This is a genomic window from Thioalkalivibrio halophilus (assembly GCF_001995255.1).
Lineage (GTDB): Bacteria > Pseudomonadota > Gammaproteobacteria > Ectothiorhodospirales > Ectothiorhodospiraceae > Thioalkalivibrio > Thioalkalivibrio halophilus.
Map to the genome: position 1 here is coordinate 101,452 of NZ_MUZR01000002.1, position 20,883 is coordinate 122,334.

At 66.8% G+C, this 20,883-nt stretch carries 22 protein-coding genes; 5 read left to right on the forward strand and 17 right to left on the reverse strand.

Annotated features, from left to right (window positions below):
- Positions 1–95 precede the first annotated feature (95 nt).
- Positions 96–620 (reverse strand): DUF302 domain-containing protein, encoded by a 525-nt coding sequence (locus B1A74_RS00545; protein WP_077243464.1) that lies wholly within the window; start codon positions 618–620, stop codon positions 96–98.
- A gap of 177 nt (positions 621–797) precedes the next feature.
- On the reverse strand, positions 798–2,498 hold the full coding sequence (locus B1A74_RS00550) for a 2-isopropylmalate synthase (RefSeq protein WP_077243465.1): 1,701 nt from the start codon (positions 2,496–2,498) through the stop codon (positions 798–800).
- Positions 2,499–2,653: 155 nt separating this feature from the next.
- Here B1A74_RS00550 and B1A74_RS00555 point away from each other — a divergent pair, with 155 nt between their 5' ends.
- Positions 2,654–3,145: an Lrp/AsnC family transcriptional regulator gene (locus B1A74_RS00555; protein WP_019022242.1), complete on the forward strand. Its 492-nt coding sequence runs from the start codon at positions 2,654–2,656 to the stop codon at positions 3,143–3,145.
- Between the two features lie 12 nt (positions 3,146–3,157).
- Here B1A74_RS00555 and B1A74_RS00560 read toward each other — a convergent pair whose 3' ends face one another.
- Positions 3,158–3,661, reverse strand: coding sequence for a DUF1249 domain-containing protein (locus B1A74_RS00560; protein WP_024328336.1), 504 nt, complete (start codon positions 3,659–3,661; stop codon positions 3,158–3,160).
- Between the two features lie 115 nt (positions 3,662–3,776).
- Between B1A74_RS00560 and B1A74_RS00565 the strand changes: the two genes are divergently transcribed.
- Complete coding sequence (locus tag B1A74_RS00565) at positions 3,777–5,411, forward strand: alpha-D-glucose phosphate-specific phosphoglucomutase (RefSeq protein ID WP_077243466.1); 1,635 nt, start codon at positions 3,777–3,779, stop codon at positions 5,409–5,411.
- 49 nt (positions 5,412–5,460) lie between these two features.
- Here the strand turns inward: B1A74_RS00565 and B1A74_RS00570 are convergent, their stop codons facing one another.
- The 14 genes from B1A74_RS00570 to B1A74_RS00635 form a co-directional block, all read right to left on the reverse strand.
- Positions 5,461–6,159: a hypothetical protein gene (locus tag B1A74_RS00570; RefSeq protein WP_077243467.1), complete on the reverse strand. Its 699-nt coding sequence runs from the start codon at positions 6,157–6,159 to the stop codon at positions 5,461–5,463.
- Between the two features lie 54 nt (positions 6,160–6,213).
- A complete protein-coding gene (gene flgL, locus B1A74_RS00575) occupies positions 6,214–7,458 on the reverse strand; it encodes a flagellar hook-associated protein FlgL (protein ID WP_077243468.1) in 1,245 nt (414 codons plus the stop codon).
- 66 nt (positions 7,459–7,524) lie between these two features.
- Positions 7,525–9,435, reverse strand: coding sequence for a flagellar hook-associated protein FlgK (flgK, locus tag B1A74_RS00580; protein WP_077243469.1), 1,911 nt, complete (start codon positions 9,433–9,435; stop codon positions 7,525–7,527).
- Between the two features lie 59 nt (positions 9,436–9,494).
- Positions 9,495–10,562 carry a flagellar assembly peptidoglycan hydrolase FlgJ gene (gene flgJ / locus B1A74_RS00585; RefSeq protein WP_208855970.1) on the reverse strand — a complete coding sequence of 356 codons (1,068 nt, stop codon included), beginning with the start codon at positions 10,560–10,562 and terminating at the stop codon, positions 9,495–9,497.
- Positions 10,562–11,737 (reverse strand): flagellar basal body P-ring protein FlgI, encoded by a 1,176-nt coding sequence (locus tag B1A74_RS00590; RefSeq protein ID WP_077243486.1) that lies wholly within the window; start codon positions 11,735–11,737, stop codon positions 10,562–10,564. The genes flgJ and B1A74_RS00590 overlap by 1 nt, the downstream gene beginning before the upstream one ends.
- A gap of 60 nt (positions 11,738–11,797) precedes the next feature.
- Positions 11,798–12,499: a flagellar basal body L-ring protein FlgH gene (gene flgH, locus B1A74_RS00595; RefSeq protein WP_019570798.1), complete on the reverse strand. Its 702-nt coding sequence runs from the start codon at positions 12,497–12,499 to the stop codon at positions 11,798–11,800.
- Positions 12,500–12,503: 4 nt separating this feature from the next.
- Complete coding sequence (flgG, locus tag B1A74_RS00600; RefSeq protein ID WP_019022250.1) at positions 12,504–13,292, reverse strand: flagellar basal-body rod protein FlgG; 789 nt, start codon at positions 13,290–13,292, stop codon at positions 12,504–12,506.
- A gap of 43 nt (positions 13,293–13,335) precedes the next feature.
- On the reverse strand, positions 13,336–14,076 hold the full coding sequence (gene flgF / locus B1A74_RS00605; protein ID WP_019570797.1) for a flagellar basal-body rod protein FlgF: 741 nt from the start codon (positions 14,074–14,076) through the stop codon (positions 13,336–13,338).
- Between the two features lie 35 nt (positions 14,077–14,111).
- Positions 14,112–15,356: a flagellar hook protein FlgE gene (gene flgE, locus B1A74_RS00610; protein WP_077243470.1), complete on the reverse strand. Its 1,245-nt coding sequence runs from the start codon at positions 15,354–15,356 to the stop codon at positions 14,112–14,114.
- 33 nt (positions 15,357–15,389) lie between these two features.
- A complete protein-coding gene (locus tag B1A74_RS00615; protein WP_077243471.1) occupies positions 15,390–16,085 on the reverse strand; it encodes a flagellar hook assembly protein FlgD in 696 nt (231 codons plus the stop codon).
- Positions 16,086–16,095: 10 nt separating this feature from the next.
- Positions 16,096–16,518 carry a flagellar basal body rod protein FlgC gene (gene flgC, locus B1A74_RS00620; RefSeq protein WP_024328327.1) on the reverse strand — a complete coding sequence of 141 codons (423 nt, stop codon included), beginning with the start codon at positions 16,516–16,518 and terminating at the stop codon, positions 16,096–16,098.
- A gap of 21 nt (positions 16,519–16,539) precedes the next feature.
- The gene (gene flgB / locus B1A74_RS00625; protein ID WP_019022255.1) at positions 16,540–16,947 is read right to left on the reverse strand and encodes a flagellar basal body rod protein FlgB; all 408 of its coding nucleotides are present in this window, start codon (positions 16,945–16,947) and stop codon (positions 16,540–16,542) included.
- Between the two features lie 186 nt (positions 16,948–17,133).
- Positions 17,134–17,949 carry a CheR family methyltransferase gene (locus B1A74_RS00630; protein WP_077243472.1) on the reverse strand — a complete coding sequence of 272 codons (816 nt, stop codon included), beginning with the start codon at positions 17,947–17,949 and terminating at the stop codon, positions 17,134–17,136.
- Positions 17,950–18,144: 195 nt separating this feature from the next.
- On the reverse strand, positions 18,145–19,074 hold the full coding sequence (locus B1A74_RS00635) for a chemotaxis protein (RefSeq protein ID WP_077243473.1): 930 nt from the start codon (positions 19,072–19,074) through the stop codon (positions 18,145–18,147).
- 222 nt (positions 19,075–19,296) lie between these two features.
- Here B1A74_RS00635 and flgA point away from each other — a divergent pair, with 222 nt between their 5' ends.
- The 3 genes from flgA (at position 19,297) to B1A74_RS00650 (ending at position 20,862) form a co-directional block, all read left to right on the forward strand.
- Positions 19,297–19,965 (forward strand): flagellar basal body P-ring formation chaperone FlgA, encoded by a 669-nt coding sequence (gene flgA, locus B1A74_RS00640; RefSeq protein ID WP_018945706.1) that lies wholly within the window; start codon positions 19,297–19,299, stop codon positions 19,963–19,965.
- Positions 19,966–20,057: 92 nt separating this feature from the next.
- A complete protein-coding gene (gene flgM, locus B1A74_RS00645; protein WP_077243474.1) occupies positions 20,058–20,375 on the forward strand; it encodes a flagellar biosynthesis anti-sigma factor FlgM in 318 nt (105 codons plus the stop codon).
- Positions 20,376–20,379: 4 nt separating this feature from the next.
- On the forward strand, positions 20,380–20,862 hold the full coding sequence (locus tag B1A74_RS00650) for a flagella synthesis protein FlgN (RefSeq protein ID WP_028492327.1): 483 nt from the start codon (positions 20,380–20,382) through the stop codon (positions 20,860–20,862).
- The last annotated feature ends 21 nt before the right edge of the window (positions 20,863–20,883 follow it).

The following is a 20,883-nucleotide window of genomic DNA, read 5'->3' on the forward strand; positions in this document are numbered from 1 at the left end:
TGCTCATCGCGGCGGGGAGTGTAGAGAAAAAGCATGAACGCCGCATTACGCCACGGCGGGGCAACGCGCACCCCGCCGTGGCCGTCGACTCATGCTCAGAAATCGCCGGTGCGGCCGGCTTCGACGATGCTGTAGATGGTGTCTCTCACCTCGCGGGCAACTTCTTCCAGATCCTCGGGCAGATCCGTGGCATGCATCATCATGTCCATGTTGGTGGTCACGATCCAGCCCTGGCCCTCGTCGTCCTCCACCACCGCGATGCGACACGGCAGGAAACTGGCAAAGATGATGTCGTGCTGCACCATTTGATTCGCGATCAGGGCATCACAGAACGCCAGTATGCGCATGTAGTTGCCCTCGCCGCCCATGGCCGTCACCTGCTCGGAAAGCGGCAGGTTCGCCACTTCCTGAAAGTTGCGCAGATTGGCCCGCAGCTGCATTGACTCCACCGCCTCCTCGACGCTCACCCCGTCCTCGATCCGGAACACCTCGGCGCTGTGCCGTACCATCTGCTGAAGCGTTTCGCGATCGAGTTCCGGTTCCGGCGCCGCATCCGGCGCCGAAGCCATCAGGCTCGGAGTCCAGCCCAGCAGCAGCAAAAACAGAATCCACCGTTTCATGTTCCACCTCCCGCCGTTGCGCGGCCCCCGGCCGCTTTATCGAAGGTAGACCACTCACCGGAACACGGGCGCCAGACCACCAAAAAACCCCGTGCCGCTCGTGCGACACGGGGTTTGCCATGAAGCCCCTGCGACCGCGGCACCACGATCGCTCGGGCCGTCTGCGCCGGGGGGGGGTCAGGCGCTGGCCGCGGCCATCACCGCATCCGGAATGCGCGGGGCCTCGTGACCCAGGCGCCGGCCGGCGGCGTTCAGGACCGCCTGCAGGGTCGCGGCCGTGGTGTCCTCCCCCAGGGCCACGCCCACCGAGCGCTCGCCGTCCACCGAGACATCCACCGCGGCCATCGCGCGCGCCTCGGTCCCGGCCTCCACCGCGTGCTCGTCGAAGTGGCTGACGCGCACCTCCACGCCGCGGCTGGCGTGCAGCGCCTCGGCCAGCGCCTCCACCGCGCCGTGGCCGGCCCCGTTCAGGCGGGTCTCCTGTCCGGGCGGGCCCACGGTGGCATCCAGGCGCACCACCGGGCCTTCCTTCTCCATTTCGTAGCGCACCAGATCCCAGCCCGGCACCGGCGCCAGGTAGTGCTTCTCGAACAGCTCGTGGATGCGCTGCGAGGTCACTTCCTCGCCGGAGGCCTCGGCGTCCTGCTGCACGATGCGGGCAAACTCCACCGCCAGCCAGCGCGGCAGCTCGATGCCGTAGTCGCGCTCCAGCACGTGGGTCACCCCGCCCTTGCCGGACTGCGAGTTGATGCGCACCACCTCTTCGTAGCGCCGTCCCAGATCGCCCGGGTCGATCGGCAGGTAGGGCACGTTCCAGTGGCCGCCATGCTCGCGGTAATGCGCCAGACCCTTGCGGATCGCATCCTGGTGGCTGCCGGAGAAGGCCGTGTAGACCAGCTCGCCGGCCCACGGATGGCGCGGATGGATCGGCATGTCGGTGCATTCCTTGTACACCTCCATCAACCGCTCCATGTCGGACAGGTCGATGGTCGGGTCGATGCCCTGCGAATACAGGTTCATGCCGACGGTGACCAGGTCCATGTTGCCGGTGCGCTCGCCGTTGCCGAACAGCGTGCCCTCCAGGCGGTCGGCCCCGGCCAGCAGGCCCAGTTCGGCCGCGGCCACGCCGGTGCCGCGGTCATTGTGCGTATGCAGCGACACGCAGATATGTTCGCGGTGCTGCACGTGGTCGCAGAACCACTCCACCTGGTCGGCGAACACGTTGGGCGTGGCCGACTCCACCGTGGCCGGCAGGTTGATGACCACCTTCTGGCCCCGATCCGGGCGCCAGATCGCGGTCACCGCGTCGACCACCTCGACCGCGTAGTCCAGCTCGGTGGTGGAGAAGCTCTCCGGCGAGTACTGGAAGATCCAGTCGGTCTGCGGGTACTTCGCGGCGTAGTCGCGCACCCAGCGCGCGCCGTTCTCGGCGATGCCACGGATGCCGTCGCGGTCCATGCGGAAGACCTGCTCGCGCTGCGCCGGGTTGGTGGAGTTGTACACATGGACCACCGCGCGCGGCGCGCCCTCCAGGGCCTCGAAGGTCCGCGCGATCAGATCCTCGCGCGCCTGGGTCAGCACCTGTACGTACACGCCCTCGGGGATGCGCTGCTCGTCCACCAGTCGGCGGGTGAAGTCGAAGTCGATCTGCGAAGCGGCCGGGAAGCCGATCTCGATCTCCTTGAGCCCGATGTCCACGAGCACCTCGAAGAAGCGCATCTTCTGCTCCACGCTCATCGGGTGCACCAGCGCCTGGTTGCCATCGCGCAGGTCCACCGCGCAGAAACGCGGGGCCGCGGTCGTGCGCTGCGCCGGCCAGCGCCGGTCCGCCTTGTCGATCGGCGGGAAGGGGGCGTACTTGGTGTGATCGAAACTCATGACGATCGGTCTCCTGAATCCGGATACTTACGGCTTTCTTCTTGGGACAACAGAATAACGCAGAGTTCGCCGCAGGGAATTGCGAATTACTCCCATGCCGCTTTCTTTTCGCCACGGGATTGCGCCGGATGGCTCATGCGCGCAAGATTCGGCTCATGGAAAACGAACTGCACCGCCTCGATCGCTACGACCGCCGCATCCTCGAGATCCTGCAGGAGGATGCCGGCATCTCCAACCAGGCGCTGGCCGAGCGCGTGGGGCTCAGTCCCTCGCCCTGCCTGCGCCGGGTGCGCGCGCTGGAGAATGCGGGGATCATCCTGCAGCGCGTGGCCCTGCTGGACCGGAGGCGTCTGGGGCTGGAGCTGACCGCGCTGATCCATATCGGCATGGATCGGCACACCCCGGAACGTTTCGCCCATTTCGAGGAAACGGTCGCCACCTACCCCGAGGTGCAGCGCTGCTACCTGATCACCGGCCAGGCAGCCGACTACATGCTGCAGGTGGTGGTCCCGGACATGGATGCCTATCAGGAATTCCTGCTGCGGCGCATCACAAGGCTGGAGGGGGTGGACAGCGTGCACTCCAGCTTCGTGCTGCGCCGGGTGCTGGACCGCACCGCGCTCCCGCTGGACTATTCCCCGGGATGATCCGGGCGGCGCTCAGACCTCCGGGGTCTCGCCACTGACCGGCGCGGCCGGGGCCGCCGAGCCGTCGGCCACGAAACGATGCCCCTGACGCAGGCAGTAGCGCAGCCACTTGTACAGGAAACGGTTGTGCCGCCAGCGACACCCCAGGCCCGGCTGGCCCGCGAGGGTATCGATCATGCGGTCTTCCCCGGTGCTGCGGCAGTAGCGCCCCAGCACCTCGGCCTGGCGGGCGTCGTGGAACATGCGCACCCGCACGTCCGGCTGCTCGCGCACCCGGTCGCCTTCGCCGAAGCGGTAGGTCAGGCGCAACGTGGTGGTGTAACGGGTGCGCTCCAGCACCTCCAGATGAAGATCGAGGGCCCCGTCCACGCGCGATACGGCCCCTCCGCCCACGGCGGCGGGATCGGGACACAGGCGGCGCAACTGCAGATAGTTGTCCTCGTAGAGCTCCATCAACGCGGCGAAGGTGACGGGCCGCGGCTGGAGGTACGCGGGGGTACGGCTGTCCAGCAACATGGCGGCGGAGTCTAACAGCCCTGCGCCGCCACCGTCCGGCATCCCGGCGCTCAGAGCGGACACCCCCGTACGTTTCTGCTACCGTCGGGATAAAGTCAGGGGAGTCACGCAGCACATGGACATCAGCGTCGTCACCACCCATCCGTTCGAAGACCAGAAGCCAGGCACGTCGGGTCTGCGCAAGCGCGTCAGCCGCTTCCGCCAGCCGCATTACCTGGAGAACTTCGTCCAGGCCGTATTCGACAGCCAGCCCGCGCTGGAAGGGGCCGAACTGGTGCTGGGCGGGGACGGCCGTTTCCACAACCGCGAGGCGATCCAGACCATCCTGCGCATGGCCGCCGCCAACGGCGTCGGCCGGGTGGTGGTCGGGCGCGGCGGGCTGCTGTCCACGCCGGCCGCCAGCCACCTCATCCGCAGCCGCGGTGCCACCGGGGCCCTGATCCTTTCCGCCTCGCACAATCCTGGCGGGCCGGAGGGCGACTTCGGCATCAAGTTCAATACCGCCGCCGGCGGCCCGGCCCCGCCCTCGGTCACCGACGCCATCCACGCCCGCAGCCAGGCCATCACCCATTACCGCATCCTGAAGGAAGCGGTGCACGTGGACCTGGATCATCTGCAGGCGACCACCCTGAACGGCATGGACGTGGAGGTGGTCGATCCGGTCGCCGCCTACGCGGATCTGATGGACGAGCTGTTCGATTTCCACGCCATTCGCGAGCTGCTGGCCGGCGACTTCCGACTCCGCTTCGATGCCATGCACGCGGTGACCGGCCCGTATGCGGAAACCCTGCTCGTGGACCGCCTGGGGGCGGCCCCGGAAAGCATCCTGCGGGCAGAACCACTGGGCGATTTCGGCGGCGGACACCCCGACCCCAACCTGGCCCACGCGCGCCAGCTGCGCGAGGCGATGTTCGGCCGCGACGCCCCGGACTTTGGCGCCGCCTCCGACGGCGACGGGGACCGCAACCTGATCCTCGGGCGGCATTTCTTTGTCACCCCGTCGGACAGTCTCGCCATCATGGCGGCCAACGCCCACCACATCCCGGCCTTCGCCGATGGCCTGCGCGGGGTGGCGCGCAGCATGCCCACCAGCCAGGCGGTGGACACCGTGGCCGAGGCCCTGGGCATCCCCTGCTACGAGACGCCCACCGGCTGGAAGTTCTTCGGCAACCTGCTGGACGACGGGCGCATCCGCCTGTGCGGCGAGGAGAGCTTCGGCACCAGCTCCGACCACGTCCGCGAGAAGGACGGCCTGTGGGCGGTCCTGTTCTGGCTCAACCTGCTCGCCGTGCGCCGGCAGTCGGTGGAGACCATCGTGCGCGAGCACTGGGAGCGTTTCGGCCGGCACTACTACACTCGGCACGATTACGAGGGGATCCGCAGCGAACACGCCGAGGCGGTGATGGATCGCGTGCGCGACCGGCTGGCCACCCTGCCGGGACAGTCGCTCGCCGGACAGACGGTGCGCGCGGCCGACGACTTCGCCTACACCGATCCGGTGGACGGCTCGGTGGCCGAGGGCCAGGGGTTGCGGGTGATGTTCGAGAGCGGTGCGCGCATCGTCTTCCGGCTGTCGGGCACCGGCACCGAGGGGGCGACGCTGCGCCTGTACATCGAACAGCACGAAACCGACCCGGCAAGGCTCGACCTGGATCCGCAGGAGGTGCTGCGGCCACTGATCGACGCCGCCGGCGACCTGGGCGACATCCCGGCGCTGACGGGGCGCGAACGCCCCGACGTGATTACCTGACTCTTCAGGGCCTGAGTCGTCCGGGCCTGATCCGTCCGGGCCGGAAGGGTCAGGGGGCGAGCTGCAGGGTCATCGCCCCCTCGTCGACCTCCACCGACTCGATCCCGGCGCCCAGGCCCCGAAACGGCTCCAGGGCCAGCAGGTCCTCGTCCTTCAGCCCGCCCAGCCAGGCATCCGGCAGCGGGATCCCGGCCACGCTGACCCCGACCAGGCGCGCACGCACGCCTTCGTCTTCGGTGGTCTCGAAATGTACGCCGGAATTGACGTTCAGTGTGCGCCCGCCCAGCAGAGGTACATCCGGGGGGACATCCACGCGCACCCGCGTGCTGACCTGCCCCGGCGTCAGCCGCACCGACACCCGGTTGGCCAGGTCCGGATCACGGGCGATCAGGGCGTTGAGTTCGCGCTCGGAGAACGAGATGCGCCGGGCAGCCGGCTTTTCTTCATAGAGTTCGGGCACCAGCGGTTCGGCATCGGGATCGTCCAGGTCCACGATGGCCTCGCCGCGATCCGCATCCGGGCGCGGCCGCGCCGGTTCACGCGTACGTTCCAGGGCCTGCAGCTTCTCGTCCAGCGCCTCCTGCTCCACAACATCCAGTTCCACGGACTTCGGCTCGCCGGACTGCAACTGCACCCAGCCCCAGAAGCCCGCCCAGATGATCGCCAGGCCGAGCAGGATCAGAAGATAGCGCGGCGGGCGGCCGGTGGAGCCGGCCACACCCTTGCCGGAGGAATCACGTTGAGCCATGTCAGGGATCTCGAGGAAGGTCCGCCGGCATCATCGGCCCGGGCTCGCGGCGCGTCAAATGAAATCGAACAGCGACAGCCGGCTGGTCTCGCTGTAGGTCTGCTGCGCGGCCTGCAGCGCCACCTGCTGCTGGTTGAAGCGGCTGATGGCCTCGGCATAATCCAGATCGCGGATCTCCGAAACGGCGGTCTCCAGATCCAGTAGCCGGTCCTCGTTGAGCTCGCTCTGGTCGTCCATGGTCTTCAGCCGCGAGCCCACGTCGGCCCGGATGTCATTAAAATTCTCGATGGCGGCGTCCATGTCGCCCAGCGCCGTATTGGTGGCGGTGGCCAGGTTGGCCCGGGCCTCGCGGGTCCCCGTCCCTTCCTCCAGCGCGGCGATGATGTCGTCCAGGGTGGAGAAGATATCCTTGTTTACGGCCGGTCGCGAAACCACTTCGTCGCCGTCGACCGGATCCCCGCTGATCGTCACCGAACGCCCGGCGAAATCGATGGATTCACCCGGCACGAACGGCTGATCTTCCAGGAGGTCCCCGTCCCGGCCCTCGATGGCGTCGCCGTTCTCGTCCAGCACGCTGTAGGTGATCCCGCCGGCGCCATCCTCTGCGAACTCGATGGTGTATTCCTCCCGGTCCAGTTCGCGTACGTCGTACACCTCGGCCTTGTCGACGATCAGCAGACTGTCCGCTTCACGGTTGGTCACCTCGGCGGTGGTGCGGCCGTCATTTTCCGGGACGTTCATGAACACGTCGGCGCCGGTATCGCCGACGGGGACCGTTCGGGTCGGCGAGATCTCGACCTCACGCACGCTGCCGGTGCCCTCGGCACCCTCGTAACGGACCGTCCCCTCGCCATCCTGCTTGAACGGCTGCTCCAGCGAATTGGTCCCGGCAAAGATGTACTCGCCGTTGGGATCGCGGGTGTTGGCAATCTCGAACAGTTCGTCGCGCAGCTGGCGCAGCTCGTTCGCCTGGTAGCGCCGCGTCTCGTCGGTCTGGCTGTCGTTGTTGCCGGCGATGACCAGCTCGCGCGCCCGCTGCAGGGCATCGGTGCCCGACTGCATCAGGGATTCCTGCTGCTGCAGCCGCGGCTGGGAATTGTCGATGTTGCGCTGGTACTGCTCGGTGGCCTTGATGATGCGTTCGAACTGGTTGGTCTGGGTCGCCCCGCTCGGATCATCGGAGGGCGTCAGGATGCGCTCCCCCGAGCCCAGCTGCAGCGACGTGCGGTTGAGTTCCGCCTGATTGCGCTGGATCTGGTCGATTCCGGTCTGGAAGATCTGGGTCGTCGATACACGCATCGTTTCATCCCCGGATGCCGTGGCATCCCGTCCGCTTCTTGTCATTGCCGCCCGCGGGCAGGGTCATCAGCCGCGCACCGCGCCCAGCAGGCTGTCGAACAGACTGTTGCCGATCTGGATCACCTGCGCCGACGCCTGATAGGCCTGCTGATAGCGCAGCAGGTCCGCCGCCTCCTCGTCCAGGTTCACGCCGGACACCGCCTCGCGTTGCTCCCGCGCCTGATCGAGCTGGGCACTGGCCGATTCCTCCGCCACCTGCGCCTGACGGGTCTGCGTGCCGACACTGGCGATCAGGCTGTTGTAGGCGTCGCCGAAATTGCGCCGCCCCTCGACGAGGTCCTCCTCGGCCAGCGCGTTCATCGCCTGCATGTTGCGGTTGTCACCCTCGCGGTTCTCGTTGGTGAACACCTGGAACGTATCGCCATCTTCGGGAGTTCCGCGGACCTCCATCTCCCAGCCGTCGCCGCTGACCCGGTAGACGCCATCATCCACCTCTTCCATATCAATGGTGCCGCCGTCCCCTCGCTCGAAGTCGGTACCGTTGAAACTCACCTCGAGACCGTCGATGCTGCCGTCGAACGCCTCGGAATCCGGATCCGTGGCCGCGATCGAGCTCACCGTGGCATCACCCTGATTCCCGTCGCCCTCCCGGGCCCGCAGCGCCGCCGCGGCGGCGAGCTCGTCGCCGTCCTGCATCAGGACTTCCATCTGACTGGCGCCGCTACGGGTCGGCTGAATCAGCCACTCCCCCGTGACGCCATCGTCTTCGAGCTCGCCGACGTCGATGACCATGCCATCCACGCGGATCTCGTCATTAACATCGTCGATTTCGTAATCATCGTCATCAATGACCCGATTGTCCGGCAGCCGACGCAGCTCGTAATCCCCGTTTTCGTCGCGCCGCAGGCGGTAGTCATTGGTGGTCAGAGCCCCGGCGTCCGCGATGCTCACCTCGGGATTGCTCTCCGGCTTCGGATCCCCGGCTCCCCAGACCCGCGGCTCGCCCAGGCCGAAGATCGCCTCGCCCTGCTCGCCGTTGAGGTCCAGCCCGCGCCGGTTCTGTTCGTTGAAGCTCTCGCCCACCGCATGCGCGATCTGGCCCAGCGTGTTCTGCGCCTCGTCCAGCATGCCGCCGCGCATCTCCAGCAGGCCGCCGAGCTCGCCACCCCGGATGAAGCGCGAGATGCTCGCGGTGCCGTCGCCGCTGGCAACGCCGATGTCGAGGCGTTCCGGATCACCGGACAGCGGTTCGGCGCGCAGTTCGCGCGCATCGCCCCCCAGCACCAGCGCCTGTCCGTTGCCGACGAACACGTTCAGAGCCCCGTCATCCTGCTCCACGGTGCGCACGTCGACCTTTTCCGCGAGGTCATTGATCAGCCGGTCGCGCTGATCCAGCAGGTCGTTGGGCGTGCCCTGGGTCGAACCCGAGACGATCGCACGGTTCACGTCGGCCAGCGCGTCGGCCAGGTCGTTGACCTCCTGCACCCCGGTCTCGATCTGGCCGTTGACGATCTGGCGCTGTTCCTGCAGGCGGCTGTCGATGGAGCCCAGTCGCTCCACCAGGGATTCCGCCTCGGTGCGGAATACCTCGCGCGCGGCGCTGGAAGTCGGATCGCTGCTGACGTCCTGGGCCGCGTCGAAAAAGCTCTGCAGCACCGGCTGCAGCCCCGAGGCCTCATCCGCCAGCAGGTTGTCGATCCGGTTGGCGATCTGCACCCGCGTCTCGGCGTTCGCGTTCTCCGAGGTCGCATCCCGCAGCTGGTTGTTCACGAACTGGTCGGAGATCCGGCGGACGTTGTCGACCTCGACACCCTGACCCTGGAAGTTGCCGCCCAGGAACTGCGGCGGCCGGTTCGCCAGCGAGGTCGACTGCCGGGAGTAGCCTTCGGTGGAGGCATTGGCGATGTTGTTGCTGGTGGTGCTGATCGCCCGCTGATAGGCAAGCAGCCCCGACGTCCCGATGTTGAGGGAACTCATGACGCCATCCTCCGTGGCCGGTGGCAACCCTGTTGTACGCGATCCGTGTTATGCATGCTTCACCCCTCGGCCGGGTTATCGGCCGTGCCGGCCGAGACTTGAGCATGGACCGGCTCGCGGGCCTGCGCCACCCGGTCACGCAGATCCAGGATCTTTTCCGCATAGCGCGGATCGGTGGCATAACCCGCCGCCTGCAGCTCGCGCACGTAGGTCGCGTCGTCACCTGCCTGCAGGGCCCGCTCGTAGCGCGGATTGCTGCGGATGAAGTCGACGTAGTCCGCGAACGAGCGTTCCGGATCGTCATAGGCGCGGAAACGCGCCTGTTCGCGCTGCGCCACACCGTCGCGGTACTCCAGGGTACCGACCGAGACCGCCTCCCCGCTCCACGAACGATCGGCCTTGATGCCGAACAGGTTGAAGCTGGGCTCGCCGTCCGTACGGCTGGGCACATGCTGCCCCCAGCCGGTTTCCAGCGCGCTCTGCGCCAGCAGCACCGATGCATCCACACCCAGCTCGGCCGCGGCCCGTTCAGCCGCCGGCCCGAGCTTTTCCAGGAATTCGTCCGGATTGCGCGGCGGCCAGTCGACCCGGGCCCCGCCGGCAGCCTCCGGCATCGACCGCGGCGCATCCTCCGCCCCGGCCTGTTCCGCCGTCCCGCCGGGGCCCGCCGCATCCGCCGCATTCGCAGGCGCCGCGGGCCGTTCCCCGTCCTCGCGCGGCTGCATGGGGGGCAGGCTCTCGTTGCGCCGTGGCGCCTCGAGGTTCTGCTGGCGTTCCGGATCGTGCAGGACCTCGGGATCGGTGGGTGCATTGCGCTCCATGTCACGGATCAACGCCTCGCGCAGCCCGAGACCCTCACCCTGACTGACCGACCGCGCGACCTCCTGGTCGAACATCTCCTGATACATTTCGGTCTGTTCGTTCTCGAAGATCCCGTCGCCCAGAGAAGCCTCGCGCATCTGCTTGAGCATCTGGCCGACCAGCATCGCCTCGAACTCGCGCGCGACCGCTTCCATGCCCTCGCGACCCCCGCCGCGCGCGGCTCGCGAAAGCTCGTGCAGCCCCGACGGATCGGACGCCATCGCCGACTGCGCCTGCATCCGGCTTTCTCCGCTCGGCCCGATCATCAGATCACCACCAGCTCCGCCCGCAGCGAGCCTGCCTCGCGCAGGGCCTGCAGGATGGCCACCAGGTCGCTGGGAGCCGCGCCGACGTTGTTCACCGCACGCACGATCTCGTCCAGCGAGGTCCCCGCGTCAAACAGGAACATCGGGTTGTTCTCCTCCTCGATCGCGATGTCGGTCTCCGGCTGGATCGCGGTCTCGCCCGGGGCCAGCGGCAGCGGCTGCACCACTTCCGGCGATTCGGTGATGGTCACCGTGAGGCTGCCGTGCGACACCGCCGCCGGCGATACCTGCACGCTGGAACCGATCACCACGGTGCCGGTGCGCGAGTTGACGATCACCCGGGCCGGGGCCTCGCCGCGCTCCACCGGCAGGTTTTCCAGTTCCGCGACGAAGCTGACCCGCTGACTGGGATCCGACGGCGCCCGAACCTGCACCGACGAACCGTCCAGCGCCCGAGCGGTGCCCGGCCCGAAGGTCTCGTTGACCGTCTCCGTCAGGCGCGTGGCCGTGGTGAAATCGGGCCGGTTGAGATCCAGGGTCACGGTGTCGCCGGAGGCGAACGCGGTCGGCACCTCACGTTCCACCGTGGCCCCGTTGGGGATGCGCCCGACACTCGGCACGTTGACCGTGATGCTCGACCCGTCGGCACCCTCGGCATCGAAACCGCCGACGATCAGGTTGCCCTGGGCGATGCCGTAGGTCTCGCCATCGGCGCCCTTCAGCGGGGTCATCAGCAGGGTACCCCCGCGCAGGGAGTCGGCATTACCCATGGACGACACCGTTACGTCGATCTCCTGGCCCGGCTTGGCGAATGGCGGGAGGTCCGCGGTCACCATCACCGACGCGGCATTCTGCAGCTGCGGGTTGGCCCCCTCGTCCGGGGTCAGACCGAGCTGGGTGAGCATGTTGTTGAGGCTCTGCACCGTGAACGGGGTCTGGGTCGTCTGGTCACCGGTACCATCCAGCCCCACCACCAGGCCATAGCCAATCAGCTGGTTCTCGCGCACGCCGGACACGCTGGCCAGGTCCTTCACCCGCTCGACGATGCCCGAACCGCCGTGGTGCGGCTGCTGTGCCATGGCCTGCTGCTGGATCGCGGTCTGCGCGGCCGCACCCTGCAGCCCGAGGGCCACCAGGAAACCGGCGGAGCCCGCCAGCCACGCGACCTGACGCATCCGTTCGCGGATCCCCTCACGAAACCCGTTGCGCGTTTGTGCGTTCATGTCCACCTCGTCCTAAAAGGGCCACAGCGGGCTGTTGAAGAAACGGGTGATCCACCCGGGGGTGTTGCTGTCGGCAATGAAGCCGCTGCCGCCATAGGAAATCCGGGCGTCGGCCACCTGTCCCGACAGCACCGTGTTGTCGGCATTGACGTCCTGCGGCCGCACGATCCCGCGCAGCCGCACGTATTCCTCGCCCTGATTGATACCCAGCCATTTCTCGCCCTGGATCACCAGGTTGCCGTTGGGCAGGACCTCGGCCACGGTGACCGTAATCTCCCCCTCCAGCTGGTTGCTCTGGCTCGAATCGCCGCCGCCGTCGAAGCCGCGCGAGCTGTTGTTGCTCACCCCGAACAGCGGCCGCCCGCCACGGGTCGCCTCGCCGCCAAAGGCTTCCAGGGTCCCCAGATTCAGGTCCGAGTCCTTGTTGGTGCTGGTGGACGACGACTTCTGCGCGTCGGTGCTCTCCGCCAGGACCACGGTCAGGATGTCGCCCACCCGGGCGGCCTTGGGGTCGGTAAACAGCCCGTGCGAATGCGAAGCCTGGTAGATGCTGCCATTGTTCTGTGCCTGCGGGACCGGTTCCGGCGGCTGCACGGCGTGATATTCGGGCGCATCCCCGGCCTCGGTGTCGTGCGGCATGCTGGCGCAGCCGCCGAGCAGGACCAGGGCCAGCGGAGCCAGCCAGCGGATGAGGGACAGCGTCGCGCGGTTCATGCGATCACCCGATGGTCTGGTTGATGAACTGCAGCGACTGGTCGGCGCTGGAGATGGCCTTGGAGTTGACCTCGTAGGCCCGCTGGGTCTCGATCATGTTCACCAGCTCCTCGGCGATATTCACGTTGGAGGTCTCCAGCGAGCCCTGGATCACCGTGCCCACGCCGTTGAGCCCGGGGTTGGCCTGCTGCGCCACGCCGGAAGCCGCGGTCTCCTTGAAGATGTTCTCGCCCACCGCCTCCAGGCCCGCGGGGTTCACGAAGTCCGCCAGCTGGATCTGCCCCAGGTCCACCGGTTCGGCCTGCCCCGTAATGCGCGCGGTCACGGTGCCGTCCTTGCCGATGTCGATCGACTCGGCATCATCCGGCACGAACAGGCCCGGCTGCAGCGGATAGCCGTTGGACATCACCACCTGGCCGTCGGAATTCACCTGGAAGCTGCCATCGCGGGTGTAGCCGATGTCGCCGTTGGGCATCAGCACCTGGAAGAAACCGTCCCCCTCGATGGCGACATCCAGCGAGTTCTCGGTCTGCTGCAGGTTGCCCTGTTCGAACATCTTCTCGGTGCTGACCGTGCGCACGCCGGTGCCGATCTGCAGGCCCGAGGGCAGCTGCTGGTCCTGGGTGGCCTGAGCGCCCGGCTGGCGCACGGTCTGGTAAATCAGATCCTCGAACACCGCCCGGTCCTTCTTGAAGCCGGTGGTGCTCGAGTTGGCCAGGTTGTTGGCCACGGTCGACATGCGCGTGTCCTGCGCGTCGAGTCCGGTCTTGGCGATCCACAGTGCCTGGTTCATGGCGTTTCTCCTGTCAGTCGGGGCCGCGTCGGGATCATCCCGGTCAGCCCATGCCGAGCAGCCGGTTGCTGCTCTGTTCCAGCGTGTTGGCGGTGTCCATCATCTTGATCTGGGTCTCGAAGGTTCGCGACAGCTCGATCATCCGCGTCAACGCCTCGACGGTGTTCACGTTGCTGCTCTCGAGCGTGCCGGATACCAGCGTCACGTCCGCGTCCGCCGCGGCCTCTTCACCGTCCGGCAGGCGGAACAGTCCGTCCTCGCCCCGTTCGAGATCCTCGACATCCGGATTGACCAGCCGGATGCGCTCCACCGCCGCGAGGGCATCCGCCGGGGCACCCTGGGGCCGGACGCTGATGGTCCCGTCGGTGCCGATCTCCACCTTCTCCGCCGGCGGAATCGCGATCGGCCCGCCGTCACCCATCACCTGCATCCCGTCCGCGGTGCGCAGCAGACCGAAGCCATCCACCTGCAGGTTGCCGGCGCGGGTGTAGCCTTCCTGCCCGTCCGGCCCCTGCACGGCGATGAAGCCCTCACCCTGGATGGCCACGTCCAGATCGCGCCCCGTACTGCGCAGCGTCCCGTGAGAGAAGTCGGCCGCCTCGTTCCCCACCTGTACGTAGTCGCGCGTGTCGTAGACCGGGCCGCGCACCGGGACGGTGTCCGCGGTGGCAAGCGCCTGCCGGAAGCCGTCGGTATTGGCGTTCGCCAGGTTGTGATTGTTGACGGCCTGGGCGTGCTCGACCTCCCGGGCCCCCGACATCGCGATGTAGAGAAAACGATCCATGGTTCGGCCTCCCGCAGGATGCTCCGGTTACCGCCCTAGCGGATGTTGATGATGGTCTGGGTCACGGTGTCGGCCGTGGAGATCGTCTGGGAATTGGCCTGGAAGTTGCGCTGGGCGGTGATCAGGTTCACCAGCTCCTGTGCGATATCCACGTTGGAGGCCTCGAGGGCCCCGGCCTGCAGCAACCCCGTACCAGCCGCTCCCGGGGCATTGACCGTCGGCCCGCCGGAAGCAAAGGTCTCCGCCCAGTTGTTGTTGCCGAGCTGCTCCAGGCCCTGGGGATTGTCGAAGTTCGCCAGCACCACCTGGCCCAGTACGTCCGACTGGCCGTTGCTGTAACGCGCGAACACCACCCCTTCGTTATCGATGTCGATGTCGGTCAGCGTGCCGGGGGCATAGCCGTCCTGGCTCAGGTCGCTGACGCCGAAATCGGTGCCGTACTGGGTCGTGCCGGCAAAGTCGATCTCGATCTCGGTGCCGTCATCAAATGCATCACCGGGATCGAAGGTGAACGTCGCATCGTCATCCGGCATCTCGTCGAAATCCAGTTCTCCGTTAGCATCAAAAACCAGCTCCTTGGGATCGTTCTCGTTAACCACCTCGCCGTTGACCGCGACGTAGGCCTCCCACTCGTTGTCATCCACCTTCGTGAAATACACCTCAGCGTCCTGGGCCTCGCCCTGGCCGTTGTACACCGTCAGCGAAGTGGAGAAGTTGTAGCTGTCCGGCACGGCCGCGCCGTTGTCGGTCTCGAAACCACCCGCAATAACCTCGGCGTCGGAACGCAGATTCAGCTGGGCGTCGATCTCCTCGGTCCGCCGCGGCGCGCCCTCGCCCGTGTCCAGCCGCAGATTGCCGGGGGTACCGCCGAGATCCGCCGGCTCCGCATCGCCGTCCTCGGCGATATAGCCCTGCAGGTTCTGGCCCTGGCTGTTGACGATGAACCCTTCGCGATCGACCTGGAATTCTCCGGCGCGGCTGTACACCGTGTTGCCACGGTCATCCAGCTGGAAGAAACCCTCACCATCGATCGCCAGATCCAGTCCGTTTTCGGTGAACTCCGTCTGTCCCTGCGAGAACTGCTGGGTTACGGCCAGCAGGCGCGAACCCGCGCCAACCGTTGTCTGGTTGGTGCCACCGAACGACTGGGCGTAGACATCCCCGAACTCCGCGCGCGACTGCTTGAATCCCGTGGTACCCGCGTTGGCGACGTTGTTGCCCGTCACATCCAGGTCGGCCTGGGCCGAGTTCAGTCCGCTCAATCCAATATTGAAAGGCATGTTCCGTTCCTCCGGTTATCTTTGCTTCGGGCGTCAGCCGGAAATCCGGCGTACGTCCGAAAAATCGATCTCGCCCACACCCTGCACATTCAGTGCCAGGCCGTTTTTCTCCCCGCCCATGGAGACGCTGTCCACGCGCTGGTTAAGAAAGGTCTCCAGCGATTCGGTGCGCTCCCCGCTACGCGCGGTCGCGCGTACCTCGTAGATTCCCGCCGGCGCGCGCTGGCCGTTGTCGGTCATGCCATCCCACTGGAAGTCCTGCAGCCCGGCGCCCATCGCGCCTAGATTCGTGCGCCGCACGCGCTCGCCGGCCCCGTTCATGATCTCGACCTCCACCGACTCGGCCGAGGCCCCCAGCTCGAACGCGCCGCTCATGCCGCCCTCGGGGCCCAGCTGGCCGAACTCCACCGGTACCAGCACGTCCTTGCCGACCAGGTTGGCGCCCTGCACCGCCTGGTTCTGACCCATCGACTGGGCGAAGCCCTCGAAGGACTCGTTCAGCTCCTGGATCCCGGTGACGCTGGAAAACTGCGCCATCTGCGCGATGAAGTCCCCGTTTTCCATCGGCTCGAACGGGTCCTGGTTCTGCAGCTGGGTGGTCATCAGCTTGAGAAAGTCCTCCTGTCCCAGCTGATCCGGCCCGCCTTCCTTCTCCTGACGGTCTCGCTGGGCCTGGCGGTCAGTGCGAATCCCCGCCCCTTCCAGCATGTCGGGTGTCAATCCGTTCATTTCCGGTCTCCTAGCCTTGTCCGCCCATCTGCAGCGTGCGCATCATCAACTGGCGGGTGGTGTCCATGACTTCGACGTTGGCTTCGTAATTGCGCGAGGCCGACATCATGTTGGCCATCTCCTCGACCACGCTGACCGCCGGGCGAAAGATGTAGCCATCGTCGTTTGCCTTCGGGTGATGGGGCTCGTAATGCATCTGCGGCTCGGCGTCCGACTCCTCGATCCCGGCCACCCGCACCGGCGTCGCAGTACCGTCGCGGTTGGCCTGGTCCATCGCCGCCTGGAACAGCACGTGTTTCCCGCGATAGGCCTCCTCCGCGCTGCCGGCCGCCGTGTTGGCGTTGGCCAGGTTCGAAGACACCGTATTCAGCCGCGCCGACTGTGCCGTCAACGCCGAAGCCGAGGTATTGAACAGATTGAACAGATCACTCACGGCAGTAGCCTCCCGTCAGGTTCAGCGATTGCCCCGGAAGGCATCGCGAATGCCGGAAACCCGGCGATTGAGAAATTCGAGGCTGCTCTGGTACTTGACCGAGTTCTCGGCGAACGCCGCCCGTTCCATCTGCGGATCCACGGTGTTGCCGTCCAGAGACGGCTGCGAGGGGATGCGGTACTTGAGCTCGGCCCCGGTGCCTGCGGCGGCCGTCCCCGGGTCCTGATGACCGGCCCGGGTCTGGCTGAGCTGCAGCTGGCCACCACCACCCGAAGCCGCCTCCAGCTGGCTGCGAAAATCCAGGTCCCGCGCCTTGTAGCCGGGGGTATCGGCATTGGCAATGTTCGAGCTCAGAACCTCCATGCGCTGCGAACGCAGGTTCACCGACTCCGGCAGAATCCCGAGTGCCTTGTCCAGCGATATGCTCATCCCGTTCCGTCCGGCCCGCGCATGGCGGGCATCCGTTGCCTGACCACGACGATGCAATCGCCGTGCCATTGGCTTCCGGCAACGGGGAAAAGGATTGGGAGGGACACCGGCGCGCGGCCGGCCACGCGGCGAATCACCGCGCCGGAAACGACCGCCGGGCCCGTTGCAGGCCCGGCGTGGAGGGGTTCAGCCCTTCAGCCGCAGGACCGAGCCGTACTCGGTGCGCACGGTCTCGTAGGCCTTGCTGTACGGGCCAACGGTCTCGGAAGCGCCAAGAAACAGATACCCGCCGGGGTTCAGCTGCTTCGCAATACCGTCAAGGACCTGACGCTTGGTCTCGGCGGAGAAATAGATCAGGACGTTACGGCAGAACACGATGTCGAACTTGCCCAGCGCTGCGTAACTGTCGACCAGGTTGAGTTTCTGGAACCGGCAGCGGCGCTGCACCTCGGGGATGATCTTGTGCCCCTCGGGCACGGTCTGGAAGAACCGGGACCGCCGCGACTCGCTCAGCCCGCGCACGATGCTCAGACCGTCATAGACGGCCTTGCGCGCATCGTCCAGCACGCCTTCCGACAGGTCCGTCCCGAGAATGCTGACGGGCACCACCCGGCGCGGGCGCGACGCCTCCCATTCCGAGACCACCATCGAGATGCTGTAGGGCTCCTGTCCACTGGAACACCCGGCCGACCAGACCTTGATCGACGACCGAGTGGACGCCAGCTCCGGGAGGATCACGTGGCGCAGGATCTCGAACGGAAAACCGTCGCGAAACCAGGAGGTTTCGTTGGTGGTCATCGCGTCGATGACGCGCGTGCGCAGCTTCGGGCTGGGCGCCTTGCGCAGGGCGTGCAGCAGTTCCGGCACGTCCTTGTAGCCGAATTCATCCAGCAGGCGGGATAAACGGCTGGACACCAGGTACTGCCGGCTGTCGCCCAGCACCAGACCACAGCACTCGGAGAGAAAGCGCGCGAATTCTTCGTAGTCACGGGAATCGATCACGCACACATCTCCGCCTTGACGCGTGCCGGGCCCGTCCGCCGTCCGCTGGTTGTTCGGTTCGATGATTCCATGCCGCCACAGTATAGGGCTTCAGAGCGACCTTGCGGGAGTCCGCAGCATGCAAAGGGGCGGCAAGCGCCGGCCACCCGCCCCGGCCGGGCCGGCAACCGTTCGCCCCCGGCAACCACCGACATCTCAGGCGGTCTTGTTGATCTGTTCCAGGACCGCACTGGCCAGTTCGTCCGGGTTGAACTTGGAGAGGAACGCATCCGCACCGGCCCGACGCACCATGTCGGTATTGAATTCGCCGCTGAGCGAGGAATGCAGCAGCACCCGCAGCGGCCGCAGCCGCTCGTTCTCGCGGATCTTTGCCGTCAGGGTGTAACCGTCCATGCGCGGCATTTCGATATCCGAGATCACCAGCTCGACCGTGTCGTGGATCGGGCCCTCTGCGGCTTTCTCCTCCAGGTAATCCAGGGCTTCACGCCCGTCCTTGCACAGCACGTAGGGCCACTCGAGCCCCTGGATGGCGCTTTCGATCTGGCGGCGGGCCACCACCGAATCGTCGGCGATGACGATTTCCCGACGCTCGGGTGTCTGCTCGGCCACCGCGGAGCGCACGCTTTCCGACACCTCGGTCGGCAGCGGATTGACCAGCGACAGCACGCGCTCCACGTCGATGATCTCCACCAGCTTGTCGTCGAGTTCGGTGACCGCCACCAGAAACGACTCGCGACCGGTGCCGCGCGGGGGCGACTTCACCTGGTCCCAGTTGACGTTCACGATGCGATCCACCGCCGATACCATGAAGCCCTGCACCGAGCGGTTGAACTCCGTGATCACAACCTTCTGCTGCCCGTCCGCCCCGGCCCGGGTCGACTGCATGCCCATCGCCCGCGCCAGATCGATGATCGGCACGGTCTTGTCGCGCAGGGTGGTGACGCCCCGCACCACCCCGGCGGACCCGGGAATCTGGCGCAACTGCGGCAGCGGAATCACCTCGCGCACCTTGAACACGTTGATCCCGAAGGTCTGCGTGCCGCCCAGATAGAACAGCAGAAGCTCCATCCGGTTCTGCCCGACCATCTGCGTGCGCTGGTTCACGTCGTCAATAAACTGACTCACGGTTCTCGCCCCCTGGGTTGTTCTCCCTGCTAACGGCCGCGCCGGCGGGAGCTTGAACCACGCATCGGGCGTGCAGGACAGGCCCGGATACCATGGCACGGAATCTGCATGCATCCCGCTACGAAGACACAGGGTCAACGGTGACCGGACATGCACCTTCTCAAGTTACAGGCTTTGCTCCCGTACCGCAGCCCGGGCCGCAGCGGGGGTGCGCTTCTCCTGATGCTCGCGCTCCTCGCCCCGGGCGCGCAAGCGGAGATCGAGCCGGTGCAGAACATCCGTGACAGCGCGGAACGGTTCCTGCACCAGCAGCTGGGGGAGCACAACGGTGACGATGTGGAGGTGCAACTCGGTCATGTCGACGAGCGCCTGCGCCTCAAGCGCTGCGACGAGCCCCTGGAGGCCTCGCTGCCGCCCGGCGGACGCCCGAGGGGCAATACCGCGGTCAACATCCGCTGCCCCGGGCCGGTGACCTGGTCGGTGTACGTTCCGGCCGCCGTGGAACGCCACGCCGAGGTGGTGGTGGCCCGACGCAACCTGTCGCGCCAGCAGACCCTGGGACCGGGCGATCTGCGCATGGAACGCATCGAGACGTCGCGCCAGGCCACCCATTATTTCGAGGACGCATCCGAGGTCGTCGGTCTGCAGACCCGCCGCGCGATCCGCCAGGGCCAGGTCATCGGCCAGCAGCACGTCAACGAACGCCAGGTGATCCAGCGCGGCCAGCGCGTTACCATCCTCGCCAGCAGCGGCAGCGTCACTATCCGCATGCAGGGCGAAGCCCTGGAGGACGCCACGGCCGGCGACTGGATCCGCGTGCGCAACACGTCCTCGGGACGCGAGATCGAGGGCGAGGTCCAGCCATCGGGCACGGTTCGCGTCGCCCTGTAGTAAAATGTGACGGAAATCCCGCAACTGACCCTACAGTTTCGGGCATTCCGGCCGATACACGCGGTAGACCAGTAAAACGACAGGACAAAGTCATGGATATCAAAGGCCCCAACATCAATGGCCTGCGCCCCGACAGCCAGAACGGCGGGGTCCGCGGCCGTGACGACGACGCCCGCACCGGCGGCAACGGGGTGGACCGCGCCGGCAATGGCGGGGCCGCCAATGGCGACGCCGTCACCCTGACCGGTGCCGCCCAGGCCATGAACGGCAGCGGCGAAGCCAGCGAGGCCGCGCCGTTCAACGAGGCGAAGGTGGCCGAGATCCGCGAGGCGATCGCTCAGGGGAACTACCCGATCGACAACGAAGAACTGGCCGATCGCATGATGGAAATCGAAGGCCTGCTGCGGTGATCCGGTGGTGACCGACGAAACCGGAATTCGTCCTTCCCTGGAGGAATCCATCCGTCTCGGACAACGGCTGGAGGATATCCTGCTGGAGGAAACCCGGGCCATCGAGTCACGGGAACCGGATCGGCTGCAGGCCGCGGTCCAGCGCAAGCAGGAACTGCTGCAGGCACTGGAAACCGAAACCCGCAAACAGCAGCAATGGATCGAAGCCCGCGGTGCCGAGTTCACCCCGGAAGGGGTGGCGCGGCTGTTCGCGCGTCTGGAGGGAGGGGAGCACCTCAATGACCGCTGGCAGGCGCTGCGGGCGACGATCGAACGCTGCAACGAACTCAACCAGGGCAATGCCCGGCTGATCGAACGCAACCAGCGCCGGGTGCAGATGTCCATGCAGATCCTGCGCGGCGAGGACAGCGGCCCGGCCACGACCTACGATCCCTACGGCAAGGCCCGTCACCGTCGTACCACCGGCCAGACCATCACCCGCGCCTAGCCCGAACGGGACCGAACAGGC